We start from the raw sequence: 17,551 nt of genomic DNA on the forward strand, positions 1-17,551 counted from the left end.
GTTGACCGGGCGTCGCGCCCGCCGAACCGCCCCCTCCCTTCCGGTCGGCGCTCGGGGCGCGGGACGACGAGGGAGGACGCGTGCATGGTCACGGAAGTCCGCGCCCGGGCCAGCCACCGGCCGATCCACACCCGGCCGCGCCCAGACCCGCGCCGCCGGCGCCCCCAGCCGCCCGGGGCGGCCCGCCGGCCGCCGGCTCCGGCTCCGTTGCCGGCACCGTTCCCGGTTCCCGCACCGCCGCCGGCGTCTGTCACGGCACGCTGGGCGAGCTGTACCAGGGGCCGCTGCGCGCCGGCGGCGCCCCGGACATCGCCCTCGTCTCGTTCCCCGTGGACCGCCACTCCTGGGCGTACTTCACGCCGGGCGCCGGCCGCCCCGGGGCCCTGCCGCCGGGTGAGAAGGCGGCGCGCGCGGTCCGCCTCTTCCTGGACCACTTCGGCCTGCGGCTGCCGCCCGGCCACTGGAGCACCCACTCCGAACTGCGCGTCGGCGTGGGGATGGCCAGCTCCACCGCCGACATCGTGGCGACGCTGCGCTGCCTGTTCCACCTCTTCGGACTGCCCTACGACCAGGGGGTGGTGACCGGCGTGCTGGCGGCCATCGAGCGGGCCGACAGCGTCTTCCTCGACGAGTTCGCGCTCCACCTCAGCGCCCGCCACCAGGTGGTGCGCACGCTGGGCACGGGCATCGGCTTCCACACCGCGTTCGTCACCGAGCCCGGCACCGTGGACACCAGCGCCGTCACCGCGCCGCTGCTGCGGCACTACGCGCGGCGGGCGAGCGAGTACGAGCGGTGCCTGATCGACCTGCTCAAGGGGTTCGAGTCCGCCGACCCGGCCGCCGTCGCCCGGGCGGCGACCACCAGCGCCACCCTCTCCCAACAGGTCCTGCCCAAGCGCACGTTCGCGCGCGTGCTGGCCCACCGTGAGCACTTCGGAGCCGACGGGATCTTCGTCGCCCACACCGGCTCCCTGATCGGCTACCTCTTCGCCCACCGTCCCTCCGCCGAAGCGAAGTCCGAACTGTCCGCCTTCTTCCACTCGCTCGGCCACCAGTGCTCATTCGCCCAAGGAGGCTACGGGTGATCCACCCCCACATCGCCGACGCCCTGAAGGTCCCCGACCTCGTCCGACTCACCGATGACACGGTCCTGATCCGCTTCGAGTCGATGAAGATCTACTCGGCGCTCGCGGCCGTCCGCCACCTCCTGGACCGGGGCACGGTGCGCCCGGGACAGACGCTCGTCGACAGCTCAAGCGGCATCTACGCGCACGCCCTCGCGCTGGCCTGCCACCGCTACCACCTGCGCTGCCACATCGTGGCCTCCACCACCGTGGACGCCACGACCCGCGCCCAACTGGAGATCCTGGGCGCCACCGTGGAACAGGTCAGGCCATCGGCCGACCTCAAGCTCGACCAGGAACTGCGGGTGCGGCGGGTGCGCGAGATCATCGCCGAGCGCCCCGACGTGCACTGGATGCGCCAGTACCACGACGCCATCCACTACCTCGGCTACCGCGAGGTCGCCGACACCCTCGCGGCGGCCTTCCCCGGCCAGGCACTGACCGTGGTCGGCGGCGTCGGCTCGGGCGCCTCGACCGGCGGACTCGTGGCGCACCTGCGGCGCACGGACCCCTCGGTGCGCCTGGTGGGGGTGCAGCCGTTCGGCAGCGTCACCTTCGGCAGCCAGGACCACCACGACCCGGAGGCCATCATCGCGGGCATCGGCTCCTCGATCGTCTTCGACAACGTCCGGCACGACCTCTACGACGCCATCCACTGGATGGACTTCCGACACGCCCTGTCCGGTGCCGTCGCCCTGCTGCGCGCACACGCCGTCTTCGCCGGCCTGTCCACCGGCGCCGCCTACCTGGCCGCCACGGACGACGTCCGCCGCCATCCGGACCGACTGCACCTGGTCATCGCCGCCGACACCGGCCACCGCTACGTGGAGCGCGTCTTCGCCCGGCACGCCGAGGCCCTCGACGTCGCCTCGCTGGGCCCCGTGGAGATCACCGACCCCGCGCAGATGTCCATGCCCTGGTCCGCGATGGCCTGGAACCGCGGCGCGTGCCCGGCCCACTGGAAGGAGCAGGCGGCATGAGCGTGGTCTGCCTGGAATCGCTCACCTTCGGCCTGGGCCACCTGGTGCGCGCCGCCGACGCGCTGGGCGAGCGGCTGCGGCTGCTGACCCGCGACCCGTCGTACTACGCGTACGAGTTGGAACGGCTGCCCGCCGGCGCGCTCGACGTCGTGGAGGTCGACACCTTCGACACCGAGCGGGTGGCCGACCAGTTGGCCGCGACCCCCGGGCTGCGCGGCCTGATCAGCTCCACCGACACCTGGACGCTGGTCGGCGCGGAGCTGACCGCCCGGTTCGGCCTGCCGGGGCTCGACGCCTCGGCGCTGCGGCTGACCCGCGACAAGGCCGCCGTACGCAACCGGCTGCACGCCGCGGGCCTCACCCGAGGCCGGGCCGTGGAGGCCACCAAGGCCGCGCACGACCGGGCGCTACGGGCCGCGCTGCTGGCGGAGGTCGGGCTACCGGCCGTACTCAAGGACACGGCGGGCACCGGCAGCCAGAACGTCTACCTGGTCCGGGACGAGCGGGAGTGGCAGGCCGCGCTGGACACGGCCGCCGGCCGGCGGCTGACGGGCCGCCTGTTCGCCGAGCCGTACTTCAGCGGCCCGGTCTACAGCGCCGAGACCCTCACCTGGGCCGGCCGCACCCGGCTGCTCGGCGTCTCCAGCCGGCTGATGTCGGCGGAACCGTCCTTCCGCGAGGAGGTCACCGCGTTCCCCGTCGCCTTCCCCGGCGAGCAGCGGGACGCCATCGAACGGTGGTTGGACCGGGTACTGGCCGCCATCGGGTACACCGACCGCTTCGCCCACCTGGAGTTCGTGCTCACCGCCGACGGCCCGGAGGTGGTGGAGGTCAACCCGCGCATCGGGGGCGCCCTGGTCGGCGAGGGCCTGTGCCGGGCGCTTGGCACCAACGTGTACGAGGCGATGATGGAGGCGGCCGTCGGCCGCCGCCCCCGCCTGCTCGACGCCGAACTGCCCGGCGGACCCGCCGTCGCCTTCGTCCTCGGCTACCCGGCCGAGCCCGGTGTGTTCACCGGGGTCACGGGCGTGGAGCGACTGGCGGACATGCCCGGCGCGCCGGCCTGGTACCCGACCAAGCGCCCCGGCGACCGGATCGAGCACCTGACGGACAGCCGGGGCTACGCGGGCATCGTCTACGCCGAGGCCGAGACCGCCGAACTCGCCACCCACCGGGCCGTGGCCGCCGCCAACGCGCTGCGCGTGCGCACCACGCCCCTCCCCGACCAGGCGGAGAGCCCGCCCGGCGATGGCTGAGCCCCCGCGCGAGGGCCCGCGCGCCACCCTGGCCGCGCTCAGCGGCCCGCTGCGCTTCCTGCTGCTCAGCTCGTTCCTGATCCCGCTCGGCAGCTTCATGGTGCTGCCGTTCATGTCGGTGTTCCTGCACGAGCGGCTCGGCATGGGGCTCGGCGCCGTCGGTCTGGTGCTGGCCGTGGCGTCCCTCGTGCAGTTCTCCGGCGGGATCGTGGGCGGGGCGCTCGCGGAGCGGATCGGGCTGCGGTGCACCATGCTGTGCGCGCTGGTGGTGCGCACGGCCGGGTTCGTGGGCCTGCTGCTCGCGCTGCGGTGGCCGCCGCTGGCCGTCGCGGCGCTGGTCCTCACCTGCTGCGGCGCGGCGCTCTACCTGCCGGCGAACAAGGCGTACCTGGTACACGGCGTGGACGAGGAGCGGCGCCCGGCGTACCTGTCGGCGGGCAACGCGGCGCTCAACGCGGGCATGGCCGTGGGCCCGCTGATCGCCGGCCCTTTCGTGCTCTCCTCGCCCGGGTGGCTCTTCCTGGCCGTCACGGCGCTGTTCGTCGCGGTCACGGCGGGCCACGCCCGGCTGCCCGCACCGGACGGCGAGCGGCGGCCCGCCGCCGAGTCCGCGCCACGGGGCCTGCTGTCCGGCCTGCCGATCCTGCCGTTCGCCGCCTGCGCCGTCTCCTTCTACCTCTACTTCCACTTCCAGCACTACCTGGCCGTCTACGCGGTCGAGCGGGCTTCGAGCGAGTTCTACAGCCTGGTGCTGCTGCTCTGTTTCGCGCTGGTCATCGTCGTCCAGCCGCTCGCCTCCGGGCTGATCCGGCGCATGCCGTACGCCCTGGCGCTCGCCGTCGGCTTCGCCGGCCTGGCCGCGGGCCTCGCCGTGCTGGCCATCGGCACCCGGCCGGCGCTGCTGGCCGGCGGGGCGTTGATCACCCTCGGCGACATCGTGCTCTTCCTCAAGAACGACCTGGAGGCCCTGCGCCGCAGCGACCGCTCCGACGCGGTCGTCTTCGGCCAGCAACGACTGGCCGCGGGCCTGGGCGCCTGCGCGAGCGGCGTCCTGGGCGGGCAGTTGTACGGCCTCGGCGAACGCGCCGGCGACACCGGCTGGTTCTGGCTCCTGGCCGCGGCCCAGTGCCTGCTGCTCCCCCCACTGCTGCTCGCGCTGCGCGGCCACACGGCACGGCCCCCCACCCAACCCGGCGACACCGAAGGAGCACCGAAGTCCCATGACGCACACGGGCGGATTCCAGGACGATGACTTCTGGACCGAGTTCTACGACTTCCTCTTCTCCGACCAGCGGTTCACCCAGGCCGAAGACCTCCTGGACACCTCACCGCTGCTGAACCTGCCCGCCGGGGCACGGGTGCTCGACCTGTGCTGCGGGCCCGGCGTGTTCACCGTGCCGCTGGCCCGCCGGGGCTACGCCGTGACCGGCGTTGACCGCAGCCCGGCCATGCTGGAGCGGGCCCGCGCGCTGTCGGCCGAGCGGTCGGCGCCGGCCACGTACGTGGAGGCCGACGTGCGCGCGTACGCCCAACCCGGCGCCTTCGACGTGGTGCTGAACATGTTCACCTCGTTCGGCTACTTCGATGACCCGGCCGACAACGCGCGGGCCCTGCGCACCATGCACGACAGCCTGGCCCCCGGCGGCACCCTGCTCCTGGACCTGGCGGGCAAGGAGTTGCTGGCCGGCCGGGTCACGCCACCCAAGGTGGTGCGGCGCGGCGACGACCTGCTCGTACAGACCGACACCGTCCTCGACGACTGGGCCCGGCTGCGCAGCGACTGGGTACTGGTACGCGGCGACCGGGTCACCCGGGCCTCACTGGTGTGGTTCGTCTACAGCGCCGTGGAGCTGCGGCAGATGGCACGGGAGGCGGGCTTCGGCCGTATCGAGATCTTCGGCGACTTCGACGGCCGCCCCTACGACCAGGACGCCCAACGGCTCATCCTGCGGGCGACCCGGGAGGGGTAGCGGCGGGCCCCGGGCCCGCACCGCCCGGGGGCGCCGGGTGCTCCGGGCTCGTCCGGGCGGTGCGGGATCGCCGGGGCGGTGCGGGCTCGACAGGGCGGGGCGGGCTCGCCGGGGCGGGGCGAACTCGTCCGGGCGGTGCGGGCTACGGCGTCCCCTCCTGCTCGTGCGGCACCGCCGCGGGCGGATCGGCCGGCCGGGCGCGCCCGCCGTCATGTCCGGAGACGACCACCGCGATCACCCCGACGACGGTGGCACCGACCAGCACGACGGCGACCCGCCCCGCGGCCCGCCCCACCCAACTCTGCCGGGGCCCCACCGCCCGCCGATCCGGTCCCCCCAGCCGCTCGGCCCGCCGCGCGGGCCGCACCAGCCGCAGCAGGAACAGGGCGGCGACGGGGAGTTGGAGCAGCCACAGCACGGTGCGCGGCCACTCGTCGTACCAGACGTTGGTGCCATACAGCAGCGTGTGCCACACGCTCAACACGTACACCACGATCACGAACCGGTGCAGCCGCCGCCAGGCGTTCGGCCCGATGCGGTGCCGTACGTAGAACAGCAGGCCCAGCGGCACGGCCAGGTAGAGGGCGCCCTGCCCGATCGGAATGGCCGTACGACCGGTCCCGGAGTCGTACCAGCCGGGCACGAAGCTGTCGGCGAACCCGGCCCACAGCCGGTCGACCCACGCCAACTTCGTCTCGTAGCGCACAAGTTCGGCCGCGAACATGATGGCGTGCGCCGCCATGAGGGCCATCGTGGTCAGGCTCGTGGTGCGGTGCCACCGCTCCAACACCTGCCGGGAGACCGGCAACCGCGCGACCCCGGGCCCCGACAACAGCAACCCGAGCATGACGGTGCCCCACGCCCACAACAGCCCCGACCAGCCGAACGCCTGGCTGAGCAGGTACATCCAGTAGGTGCGGGAGTCGTCCATGAACGGCATGACCGCGACGGTCGCCGAGGCCCCTGAGTCCATCCGAACGTAGAGGAAGACGAACACCCCCGCCGTCACCACCAACGCGGCGACGGCATCGGGCACGGCGGCCCTCAGGTCCCCCCGCAACGCCACACGATCGGCGCCCCGCCGACCACGCCCGCGCGACGCGGTGACCTCCGCCCCCTCCTGCGTCGTGTCTGGCAACATGCCTGAGCCTCCCGATCACGGGCCACCGCGAAGGTGGCGGGGGTGGCGCGCGTGTCGTACGGGCCAAGTGTGACGGAGATGGCTGGGTAGCGGAGTGCGCGATTCAGCCAGATAGGGGCCAGGGGACGGTCGGGGCCTCGGCCCCGACTGCCTGACTGGCTGGTCGGCTGACCGGCGGACCGGACCGGCGGCACTGTCGGTGGTCGCCCGTACAGTTACGGCATGACGTCCGATGACCCGACCGAGATGGTCAGGGAACGCATGTGGGTCGAGCGCCCGGCCGGAACACGGCTCTCACAGTCCCGAACTTCCGGCGGTTACAGCCCCCTTGTGCGCGGCGACGCCACGCACCACCTCGAAACCCACGTCACGCTCTACCCCGACACCGCCGATGACGAGGACGACGGCGAAGGTGAAGGCGAGCGGGAGTCGTCGGGAACGGCGCTCAAGGTGCTCATAGGCGTGGCGGTGGGCATCGCGGGAACCCTCGCCGTCGTCAAGGCCGCGCCCATCGTCAAACGCCGGCTGAACGACCTCAGGTCCAAGTGGCGCCGGAATTCCGCAAAGGACACACCCGAGGGCCAGACCGCCCCCACGGACATGTCCACCTGGGACGGCACCGCCGCGGGCTTCTCCCACGAGGTCGACATCGCGCTCGGGACCCACAGCACGAGCATGACCAGCGCGGAAGCCCAGAAACGCCTGCTGGCGCTCATGGCGGCCGCGGCTTTCATCGCCGATCAGGTACGGACGCTCAGCCATGCCCGCATCGAGGACGACGATGCCGCGCCGGAGTTGCGGGGCGCGCTGGAGAAGCTGACGGCTACGCAGGTCACGGACAGCATCAACCGGTCGCTTGAGGCGGATTCCTCCCTGCTGGACGAAGAGACTTCCGCCGAGTTCATGGAGATATTCGGCGGGGGCCGGTTCGTTGAGGGGCGCTATGTGCCGTTGCGGAACGAGAGGGTGCGGGAGGCACTGCGGCTGGGTGGGTGAGGTGTGGGCTTCTTCTGGCGCGGCAGGCTCCAGCCCGTAACCCGACAGCACGTGGGCGCGGACCGACCGCGGCGGGAGGTGACACCCGGCTCCGCAGCAGTTTTCCGTCTTGGCCCGCCCGTGCCCGGCGGAGGTCATAGGGTCGTTCCCGCACGTCGTCACACACGGTTCGCCAGGGGGACATCATGCAGGCGAAGGAGACGCTGTTCGCCGACCTCGTGCAGGGCAAGGCCCAGCAGTTCCAAGTGCCGCTCTATCAGCGGACGTACTCCTGGACCGAGCGGCAACTCGGACAGTTGTGGGCTGACATCCTGGAGCAGGCCGAGTTGCTGGAGACCGGAGACAGAGCGAGCACCCACTTCCTGGGCTCCGTCGTCCTCGCGCCTTCCCCGCGGAACGAGGTGATGTTCCCCCAGTGGCTCGTCGTCGACGGTCAGCAGCGGCTGACGACGCTGTCACTCGCTCTGGCCGCGATCCGCGATCACATCGCGGACGCCCAGCCGGACGAGGCCGAGCGCATCGACGAGGAATACCTGATCAACAAGCGCAAGAACGGCACCGCCTATTTCAGGCTGCTGCCGACACAGGCCGACCGGCCACAGTTCGCCGCGCACATCCGTGGTCCGCTCGACAACCAGGTCGGCGGCGGAAACGTCGGCAGGGCCTACGACTTCTTCCGTCGCAAACTCCTCGAGGCGGAGGACCCGGCAGCCCCGCAGGACGTGTTCCGCATCGAACAGGCCATCACGTACAGGCTCACGCTGGTCGCGGTGACCGCCGAGCGCGGCGACAACGTCCACCGTATCTTCGAGTCCCTCAACAACACCGGTCTCAAGCTCAGCCAAGCCGACCTGCTGCGCAACTACCTGTTCATGCGGATGCCCACGCGTGGCGAGCACGTCTACGAGACCTACTGGCTGCCGTTGCAGAACAGCCTGAGCAACGACGAGCTCGAACAGCTCATGTGGCTCCACCTGGTGTTGGGCGGTGACGACCGCGTGCGTCGCCAGGACCTGTACGCGTCTCAGCAACAGCATTTCGAGCGCCGCGAGAGCACCGAAGCAGAGATCGAGGCGTACATCAGGGACCTGTACCGTCACGGCGCGCTGTTCCGTCGCCTGCTCCACCCCGAGGAGGAACCGGACCCCGCCGTCCGCGCCCATGTGCGCCGTCTGGGCACCTGGCAAGCCCAGGTCTCCTACCCCGCCCTGATGCTGCTGCTGGAGCGACGTGAGCGCGGAGAGGTCGGTTCATCGGACACCGCCCGAGCGATGTCGTACATCGAGAGCTTCCTGGTGCGACGGATGATCTGCCGGGTGCCGACGAACAACCTGAACCGCATTTTCCAGGCCGTTCCCGGTCAGCTGCCGCTGGACGTACCCGTGGCCGACGGACTGCGTCAGCTGCTCTCCGCGGACAATCGCTTCTGGCCGGACGACGACGAATTGCGCGAGAAGATCCGGAAAGCGCCCTTCTACCAGTACGGGCGATGGCACCAGCGCAAGCTGGTGCTTCAGCGGCTGGAGGAAAGCTACGGGCATCCCGAACCGGTGGACTTCGCCTCCGCGCGGCTCACGATCGAACACGTACTGCCCCAGTCCGCGGGGGACGAGTGGATGCGGATGCTGAGCGAGGACGCGTCCGATACGGAGACCCCCGAGGACCTACACGCGCGACTCCGGCACACGCTCGGCAACCTGACCCTCACGGCGGTCAACTCGGAGCTGTCCAACCACCCGTTCGAGCGCAAGCAGGACCTGCTCAAGGGCAGCCACCTGGAGATGAACCGCCGCATCGCGGCCACCGACCGGTGGGGCGCCGAGGAGATCCTGGCCCGCGCCGACGATCTCGCCGAGCGCGCGATCGCTCTGTGGCCGGCCCCTCTGCGCGGCATCGGAAGGGCAGAGCGCAGTCGCGACTGGCAGCTGGCCCATCAGGTACTCGCGGCGTTACCTCACGGCACCTGGACGTCCTACGGCGACCTCGCCGCGTTTCTCGGTGCGGGCGCACAGGCCGTGGGGAACCACCTGGCCGCCACCCCGGGCGTGGCTAACGCCCATCGCGTGCTCACCTCCGAGGGCAAGGTCCCCGACGGGGACCGCTGGCCATCCCCGGGCGAGGCGGGCGACATCCGCGCCCGGCTGACCGCGGATGGTATCCGCTTCACGGTCAACGGCGCCGCCGATCCAACCCAACGCAAGAGTGCCGACGATCTCGCCCTCCTGATCACCGGCAGCGACGACGCCCAGGCGGACGACGAGGACACGGCACAGCGCACCGTGCGGGGCCAGCGCGAGGAGACGCGCGCCGACCGGTTCTTCCGTCAGCTCGCGACAGACGACTCCCCCGAGACGGTCGACGCGGTCCGTGCCCTTCTCACTGGTTGGGAGAAGCTCGGCGGATGGGTCGGCCACGGGGCAGGGCAGGCCATCACAAGCGCGTTCCTCATGCTCGGAGAGGCCGGGGCACCGGGCCGCGGTATCTGGCCGCTGACGCTCTACCCTGGCGGCGGACGCGGTGGCACGGCGGAGGTGGTGTTCCAGCACCTCGCCGCGCGCGAGCCCTTCACCAACCGCGGGCTGCGCGCCGAACTGCTGCGGCGGCTCAACGAGCTGAAGGGTGTCGACATCCCGGAGGGGAAGCTGGAACTGCGTCCCAGCTTCCGCCTCTCTGCTCTGGAGGAGAGCCGCAACCGCGAACTGCTGGCCGAGACCCTCGCGTGGTTTCGTGACTGCTGGGAGGCCAGGGACACGGCCTGAGCGGCGAGGCGCGGGCTCCGACGAACAGCTGGCTCTCACATCCACTCGGTACTCTGTCGCGACGACGAGTCCGTCGCGCCTCAACGCCGGCGGCCTCTCGTGATCCACCGGCCGGCGGCCTCTCGTAATCCACCGCCCTGTCTGACGTTCCGCACCAGGGTTCGCGGGCGCGGTACCGACAGCCGATGCGCGATGCCTGCTGCCGACTGGACGGGACCCGCCGATGTCTTCGGCCAGTACACGCAGGTGATGTGACCGGCGCATCCGAGCCGGCGTCATCGGAGCGTCAGGGGCTTGCAGCGCCATCACGGCACTCATACGTCAGGACCGCGCGCTCTCCCATAACGGCAGGCCGGGCCCCCTACTTCACCGTCTTCTCCTCATGCTGCGTCATCGGAAAGACGTTGGCCTGGACAGGCTCCAGAAAGACCAGGTCATACGCATATGTGTGGCTCGTCTCCCGCCACGAAGGCGCCACGAGCATCACGACTACCGAAGACGATGCCTCCAACCAACGCCACCAGCTTCAGAGGGGAAGGTCGTCGGGAAGTACCCGAAACGCCTTGTGGCGACCCAGCGGACGCACCGCACGGAAGTCCCGGCGATCGAGGGTGAGGACGGCGTCGGTGTCGAAGTCGGCAGCGAGAGCCACGTTCACGGCGTCCGCCAGGTCCAGGTCGAGATCCCGAGAGCGGGCACGCACGGACTGGGCGACTCCCAGGTGGCCCTCCGTGATCTCGGGGACGGCGATGCGACCGCGACGCATCCAGGCCCGGACGTCATCGACCGCACTGAGCGCGGCTTCACGACCGAGCTCCCTGGTGGCCACGTGATCGATCTCGGCGAGCAGCAGGGGGGACATCACCAGCAGACCCGCGGCCATAATCGCCTCATTGGCCGCCTGATGCTCAGGGTGAGCGGAGTCGAGCGCCGCCAGGAGCCCGGACGTGTCCGCGACGACAATGATCACGCGGCGCTTCCGGTCCCGCTCTCGCGGAGTACGGCGTCGGCCACGACATCACGCACCTCCCGCTTACTGGGGGTACGGCCAGCCCCCTCGAAGGTACGGGAAAAGAGGGGTTCGTCCCAGACCCGATTGGCCATGGCCGCGAGGTGGATGCCCTGGCGGATGATCTCGGCCTCGCTGATGCCCCGTCGCTTGGCGGCTTCCTTGATGATGGCGAGGTCCTCGGGGTCGGCGTAGACGTTGGTTCGCTTCATGGACATGTACCAAGAATAGCGCATGTACCAAATTGATGTACGTGCGGCCCAGGTCGGACACAGGCTCACGAACGCCTTCTCCGCTATGGAAACAAAGGCGACGCCCCGTACGCGCTTCGCCACCGAATGTAAGCAGGAGTGCACCAGTGCACTCCAGCGCGCCTGCCACCACAGGCGGCTGATATGTCGCAGCCGAGAGGCGGCCACCACGCGGACCGGGCCCCGGAGTGCGGTGATCTCACTTCACCGACGCATCACAGAATGCGCGAAAGCCCGGGAGTGCACACCGAGGTGGCCTCGTCACGCCGGCTAGTCGACTTAACGCGCACCCCTGCGGATCCACAAATAGCGGACCCAGAAACTCCGATCGTGTCCAGGGACAGAAGCAATTCGCTGCCGCTCCCCGCACAAAACGCCAACCTGCCATTCGACGCCGCGAAGAGGCTTGCTCCTGGCAGACCGACCACAGGCGCATCGGCCTCATCGGAAGCCGCCTCGGGGACTGGGCTCTGCCCCCTGCGGGGGACCTGTCACCAATCCGCTTGTTCGACAGAGGGGTTGCCTACGGTGGCCGCAGTTCTCGAGACCTCGGATGGCCGGGCGCACCCGTGCAGGGAGTCAGTTATCACGGCGGAACGGCCGCGAACCTGTAGGGGCGCCTGGCCTGCGCTCTCCCATGGCGACGCCCGTCGGGCGGCGATGTCGTGGCCTCGATCCGGCAGCAGGTTGACACCTGCTCTGGCTCTGTGACGGCGCTCTCTCAAGTTCGGAAGGGCCCCCTTGGCCGCGCACGCTTCCACCTGCGGCCACCACACCCACCGCGTTGTCGTCGTCGCTCTGACGTCCATGGTCGCTGGACTCACCTTCGGGATCGGCTCCGCCGCTCTCGGGCAGGCTCCGTTTACCGCTGCCGCCTCCGGTGCGGCTGCACTGGCATTCACCTCTGGTGCTGGCATGAGCGTGGTGACGCACGTAAGCCGGCACCGGTGGCAACGTCCTCGCACGGGCGGTCCCTCGCGGCTGCCCCGGCAACGCTCGGCCGGCACGTCCGGCGCCGCCGGCGCCAGCAGCGCCGGAGCGAACTTGCCGCACGCACGTCACTAGAGCTGTGGCCCACAAAACCGTAACGCTGCCGTGCGATGTCACACTCGTCATGAAGCGGGGGTGCACGGTGCCACGCGACAACCCCTGGGGCCGATCGGCCTGGCCGAAAGTCCTTTGCCGGAACGAATTCGCCCCTCTCTGGTTGTCAGTCCCGCCCACTAGAATCAGGCCCGAGGGTCGAGCGTGGCTTCCTGAACGCCTCTACGAGAAGGCAGCTGGCAAAAGCACCCGCAAGGCGACAGAGACGGGGACGGGAGCCTCATGCTGGATGGCCGGTGGACGACGGTCACCGAGTCCGGGTACGAGCACGAGCGTCGCGGCCTCGAGGCGATTCGCAGGCGGATGCCGGACGAGGAGCCGTGGCGGGCTTGGTCGAACTTCACGTTCACCGCGAACAGCGGACACGTCCGCGAAGTCGACCTTCTGGTGGTCGCGCCGGCCGGTGTCTTCCTGGTCGAGTTGAAGGACTGGCACGGCTCCGTCCACGGCGGTGGAAACGAGTGGGTGCAGACCACGCCCAATGGCACCACCCGCCGTCATGGCAATCCACTGCATCTGGCGAACCAGAAGGCCAAGGAGCTGGCGGGCCTGATCAACGGGGTCGCCGGCCGTCCAGGGGGCCGGTCGCGGATCTGGGTCGGTGAAGCCGTCTGCTTCACCGACGACCAGTTGCGGGTGCAGCTGCCGACGGCCGACATGAACGGCGTCTTCACCGTCAGGAAGCTGGTGGAGATGTTGTCCACGCCGCCCGGCGACGTCCGTCGGCGGATCACGGCCGAGACGTCCCGCCGAGTCGACGCGGCGCTGAAGCAACTTCGCATCGCGCCGATCCGCCGCCAGCACGAGGTGGGTTCGTACCTGCTGGATGCGAAGGCGTTCGACTCCGGGCCCACCTGGGCCGACTATCTTGGCCGCCACTCCCAGCTGCAGGACCTGGCGCGGGTGCGGGTCTTCCTGAGCGAGCGCGGGGCCTCGGACGAGGAGCGACGCTCGGTGGAACGGGCCGCCGCCCGTGAGGCCGCGATTCTCAGCCGGTTCAAGCACCCGGGCGCTGTACAGCTGAAGACGTATCTGCCTTCGGGGCATCCGGCCGGTCCGGCGATTCTCTTCGACTACCACCCTGAGACCATGCGCCTGGACGACTACCTGGTGCAGCACGGAGAGCGCCTGGACCTGCGGGCTCGGCTCGCTCTGGTGCGGCAGCTGGCGGAAACCGTGCGTTCCGCTCACTCGCGACGGATCCATCACCGCACGCTGTCCGCACACTCGGTGCACGTGGTTCCGCGTGACCGCGGTCCGCGCGGGCGAGAGCTCGGCGAAGAACAGCGTTGGCTGCGGCCGTGGCCTCAGATCGCGGACTGGCAGATCGCCACCGGACAGAGCGCGAGCCGCGGTCGGCCGCTGAGCCTGGCGCCGACCAACGTTTCGGGGGTCCATGTTTCGGACGCGGCAGATCCATATCTGGCGCCGGAGCTGAGGATCCCGAAGGCCGATCCGGTGCGGCTCGATGTGTACGGCCTCGGCGCTCTCACTTATCTGCTGGTGACAGGGCAGGCGCCTGGGGCGAGCCAGAGTGAGGTCATGGCGCGCATGGAGGGCGGCGAGACGCTGCGCCCGAGCGCGCTGGTCGACGGCCTGCATCCGGATGTCGACGACCTGGTGGAGGCGTCCACCGCGTACGAGCCGGGTCGGCGGCTGTCCACCGTCGACGACTTCCTGGAGATGCTGGAGTACGTCGAGCAGGCGTTCGTCGAGGAAGCTCCGGACAGCTCTGACGCTGCGGCTGGCGCAGGTGGGACCGGAGATGGCGGGGCAGTTGCGAGCGGCGGCGAGGAGCAGGCCGAGCCTGAGAAGGATCCGCTGGAGGCAGTGGCCGGGAACGTGCTGGCCAGGCGGTGGGAGGTCGTGCGCCGGCTCGGCACCGGCTCGACGTCGCGGGCCTTCTTGGTACGGGACCTCGAAGGCGAGCCGCGGCGAAGCGGTGCCCTGCCGGTAGCCGTGTTGAAGGTCGCGCTGAGTGAAGCCAAGCACACGGTCCTGGATCGTGAGGCGGAAGTCCTGGCCCGTATCCATCGGGATTCCAGCATCATCGCGCTGTACGAGCGGGAGCCGCTCACCCTGGCCGGGCGCCGGGTCCTGGCCCTGGACTACGTCGGCGACAGCCGTGAACTGAAGGGCCAGGACGCGAGCGCCGACAAGGGGCCGCGCCGCCGTGAGGACACCGTGGCACGCCAGCTACGGGACAACGGCCGACTGGGCATGGACCAACTGGAGGCGTACGGGAAGTACCTGTTCGGAGCGGTGGAACACCTGGAGGCCGAGGGAATCTGGCACCGGGACCTGAAGCCGGACAACATCGCGATCCGGATCCGTCCCAACGGCACCCGCCAGCTGGTGCTGATCGACTTTTCACTGGCCGGGTATCCGGCGAAGGAGATCGAGGCCGGCACCGAGGGCTACCTCGACCCCTTCGTCGGGATCATCACGCGCGGCTCGTACGACGCACATGCCGAGCGGTACGCGCTGGCCGTGACGCTGCACGAGATGGCGTCGAACGAACTGCCCCGCTGGGGCGACGGCTCGGTCACGGCGCGGCAGACGGACTCGAAGGAGTGGCCGTATCCGCAGCTCGCGGCTGACGCCTTCGAACCGGCCATCCGCGACGGCCTGGTGGCGTTCTTCCGCAAGGCCCTGGCCCGGGACGTGAAGGATCGCTTCTCGGACCTGAAGCCGATGGAGCGTGCCTGGCAGCGCATCTTCCTCGATGCGCAGCGCACGACGGCGCCTAGCTCCGGCCACAGCGAGAAGCCGGGCCGCGGCTCAAAGAGCGGTGCCGACGCGGCGATCGCCGAACCCGCGGCCGAGCCTCGGATCGGGCGGGAGGACGACGATGTCTCCGCCGAGCAGATCCGCGATCAGCAGGCAGAACGCGCCGACCGAAAGACTCCGCTGTCGGTGGCCGGTCTGACGGTCTCCGCGCAGTCGCAGCTCTTCGCGATGGGTCTGAACACCGTCGGTGACGTACTCGACTACTCGACCAAGAAGTTCCTCACCGCACCGGGCATGGGTTCACGCACCCGCGAGGAGATCCAGCGCCGCCAGAAGGAGTGGAACCTCCGGCTCGGCAAGGCCGCGCCCTCGCCGATGAGCGCGGCGGCCCTCAAAGCCGCGAACCAGGAGCGCACCGCCCTGGAACGGGCAGCCGCAGACGCGGTCGCCGCAGTCGGTGCCACCGACCCGAATGTGCTGCGTGGCCTGAGCCTTGACGCGCTCGCCGCTCGCCTGGTGCCGAGACCGTCCGGCGGCAACGCCCGTTCTAACGCCAAGGAGCGCGAAGCCGTACGCCTCCTGCTGCGCCTCCCCGATGAGGAAGGCCGCCTGCCCGACGGCCTCGCTTGGGTGCGCCAGCGGGACGTGGCCGAAGCCGTGGGACTGACCGCCGGCCGTATCCCGCAGATCGTGAAGAAGGCGCGCGAGCGCTGGTACGAGGATGCCGCCCTCGGGCTGCTGCGTGAGGAACTGGTCGAGCTCCTCGCCGAGCGCGGACGGGTCGCACCGGTCCTCGAACTCGCCGACGCGCTGATCGCCCGGCGCGGCACTCAGCATGTGGAACGGCGTGACCGGCGTGCGCTCGCGCTGTCCCTCCTGCGGGCCCTGGTGGAGCGCGAGAGCCGGGCACTCGTGGAGCGCCAGAGTGGGGACGACGAATCCCCGCAACTCTTCCGCTACTTCCACGCCCGCATGCCCAAGGGCTCCGACCCGGTGATCGGCCTGATCGCCCTGGACGTCCGGGAGGGCATCGATGGACCGGACACCCCGTCACTGCCCGCCCTGCAGGAGTATGCGCTGAACCTCGGCGCACGGGCCGACCGGCTCGCGGCGCTCGAGTCCCTTCCGACGGCGAGCACGGTTCTCACCGAACTGGACGCCGTGCGCCGACCGCCGGGCAACCTGGGCTGGGATGAGCGGCGCACCGCCGAGATCGCGGTCGCCGCCTCCACCCGAGCCGCGCTCACCCCGCGTCTGGAGATCTACCCCCGCGACCTGGGCCTGGTGCGCGCGCTGCGGATCACCCAGGCCGGTGTGGTCGCCGTGCAGCCAGGCGTCGAGGAGGAGCGTCTGCCGGGCCTGACGGTGGACGCCTTGCACAAGCGGGTCACGACGCGCTTCCCCGACCTGGGCACGGATCCGCTGGTGCCGCGCGAGCTGCCCACGGGCAGCGCCCTCGTCCGCGCACTCAAGGAGGCCGGCTTCGAGCTGAAGCTGGCCACCCGCTACGACAAGGTCCTGCGTCTCGTCCCTGACCGCCGGTCCGGGGACGCCACCGCCGGGCTGACCTCGGCAAGTTGGGGCGCCTCAGCGGCACGACGCTCCGCGCCCACCCAGTACGACGCGGACGCGGCAGTCGCCGCCGCGGTCAAGGCGGACCAACGGCTCACGCACTCGGCACGGCAGGACGGCTTCCGCGTGCTGACCGTCCCGCAGCGGCGAGCCGAGGAGGCGGTGCGAGCGCTGACCGGCGAACCGTTCGGTGCGCGGCCGGTGTCGCTGACCGGAATGTTCGTGGAGGAGCTCCGCGCCGTGGTCAGCGAGGCGGCCCGCCCCACCTGGGAGACCGTCCTCAAGGCGGACGCCGCCGAACCGGGCAGCCGGCCGCATCAGCAGCTGCGCATCCGTACCGACAAAGCGTGGGGGCGGATCGAGCCGCAGCTGCGGGAGCGGTTGGCGGAGGCGAGCGGTCCGCTGCTGCTCACCGACACGGCGGTCCTGGGCCGATACGACGCGCTGGACCTGCTCGGGCGGCTCGCGGAGGAGGCGCGGCAGGGCGGCAACCCGCTGTGGCTCCTCGTCACGCAGTCCGATCCTGCACGCGCGCCGCGGTTGGCCGGGCAGAGTGTTCCGTACCAGGCCGGGTTCGACGAGTGGATCGTCGTGCCGGATGCCTGGGTCTCCCGCAAACACCTCGCACCAGACGCCTGACCCTCGTTCCCCTGATCTTC

General features: G+C 70.7%; 11 protein-coding genes, 1 tRNA gene and 1 pseudogene. 9 read left to right on the plus strand and 4 right to left on the minus strand.

Annotated features, from left to right (window positions below; genetic code table 11):
• Positions 1-80: 80 nt before the first annotated feature.
• From H7H31_RS06780 to H7H31_RS06800, 5 genes are read left to right on the plus strand one after another with little or no spacing between them, the layout of a single operon-like run.
• The gene (locus H7H31_RS06780) at positions 81-1,085 is read left to right on the plus strand and encodes a GHMP family kinase ATP-binding protein (protein ID WP_232109721.1); all 1,005 of its coding nucleotides are present in this window, start codon (positions 81-83) and stop codon (positions 1,083-1,085) included.
• Positions 1,082-2,104, plus strand: coding sequence for a cysteine synthase family protein (locus tag H7H31_RS06785; protein WP_187062605.1), 1,023 nt, complete (start codon positions 1,082-1,084; stop codon positions 2,102-2,104). Before H7H31_RS06780 ends, H7H31_RS06785 begins: the two co-directional genes overlap by 4 nt.
• A complete protein-coding gene (locus tag H7H31_RS06790) occupies positions 2,101-3,360 on the plus strand; it encodes an ATP-grasp domain-containing protein (RefSeq protein WP_187062606.1) in 1,260 nt (419 codons plus the stop codon). The genes H7H31_RS06785 and H7H31_RS06790 overlap by 4 nt, the downstream gene beginning before the upstream one ends.
• Positions 3,353-4,612, plus strand: a complete 1,260-nt coding sequence (locus H7H31_RS06795; protein ID WP_187062607.1) for an MFS transporter — start codon at positions 3,353-3,355, stop codon at positions 4,610-4,612. The genes H7H31_RS06790 and H7H31_RS06795 overlap by 8 nt, the downstream gene beginning before the upstream one ends.
• A complete protein-coding gene (locus H7H31_RS06800; RefSeq protein WP_187062608.1) occupies positions 4,581-5,330 on the plus strand; it encodes a class I SAM-dependent methyltransferase in 750 nt (249 codons plus the stop codon). The genes H7H31_RS06795 and H7H31_RS06800 overlap by 32 nt, the downstream gene beginning before the upstream one ends.
• A gap of 142 nt (positions 5,331-5,472) precedes the next feature.
• Here H7H31_RS06800 and H7H31_RS06805 read toward each other — a convergent pair whose 3' ends face one another.
• On the minus strand, positions 5,473-6,471 hold the full coding sequence (locus H7H31_RS06805) for a ferric reductase-like transmembrane domain-containing protein (RefSeq protein ID WP_187117838.1): 999 nt from the start codon (positions 6,469-6,471) through the stop codon (positions 5,473-5,475).
• 222 nt (positions 6,472-6,693) lie between these two features.
• Between H7H31_RS06805 and H7H31_RS06810 the strand changes: the two genes are divergently transcribed.
• Both H7H31_RS06810 and H7H31_RS06815 read left to right on the plus strand, forming a co-directional pair.
• Positions 6,694-7,467, plus strand: coding sequence for a hypothetical protein (locus H7H31_RS06810; RefSeq protein WP_187063985.1), 774 nt, complete (start codon positions 6,694-6,696; stop codon positions 7,465-7,467).
• A gap of 185 nt (positions 7,468-7,652) precedes the next feature.
• Positions 7,653-10,226, plus strand: a complete 2,574-nt coding sequence (locus H7H31_RS06815) for a GmrSD restriction endonuclease domain-containing protein (protein ID WP_187063986.1) — start codon at positions 7,653-7,655, stop codon at positions 10,224-10,226.
• Between the two features lie 526 nt (positions 10,227-10,752).
• Here H7H31_RS06815 and H7H31_RS06820 read toward each other — a convergent pair.
• Positions 10,753-11,196 (minus strand): PIN domain-containing protein, encoded by a 444-nt coding sequence (locus tag H7H31_RS06820; protein WP_187063987.1) that lies wholly within the window; start codon positions 11,194-11,196, stop codon positions 10,753-10,755.
• Positions 11,193-11,453, minus strand: coding sequence for a ribbon-helix-helix domain-containing protein (locus H7H31_RS06825; RefSeq protein WP_187063988.1), 261 nt, complete (start codon positions 11,451-11,453; stop codon positions 11,193-11,195). The genes H7H31_RS06820 and H7H31_RS06825 overlap by 4 nt, the downstream gene beginning before the upstream one ends.
• A 1,440-nt stretch (positions 11,454-12,893) precedes the next feature.
• Between H7H31_RS06825 and H7H31_RS34910 the strand changes: the two are divergent.
• Positions 12,894-15,215 (plus strand): annotated as a pseudogene (locus tag H7H31_RS34910) (protein kinase domain-containing protein); the annotation flags it as partial.
• Between the two features lie 429 nt (positions 15,216-15,644).
• Here the strand turns inward: H7H31_RS34910 and H7H31_RS06840 are convergent.
• Positions 15,645-15,709, minus strand: a tRNA-OTHER gene (locus H7H31_RS06840).
• Between H7H31_RS06840 and H7H31_RS06845 the strand changes: the two genes are divergently transcribed.
• Positions 15,696-17,531, plus strand: coding sequence for a hypothetical protein (locus H7H31_RS06845; RefSeq protein ID WP_187063995.1), 1,836 nt, complete (start codon positions 15,696-15,698; stop codon positions 17,529-17,531). The genes H7H31_RS06840 and H7H31_RS06845 overlap by 14 nt on opposite strands.
• The last annotated feature ends 20 nt before the right edge of the window (positions 17,532-17,551 follow it).

This window comes from Streptomyces buecherae, assembly GCF_014295035.1.
GTDB classification, from domain to species: domain Bacteria; phylum Actinomycetota; class Actinomycetes; order Streptomycetales; family Streptomycetaceae; genus Streptomyces; species Streptomyces youssoufiensis.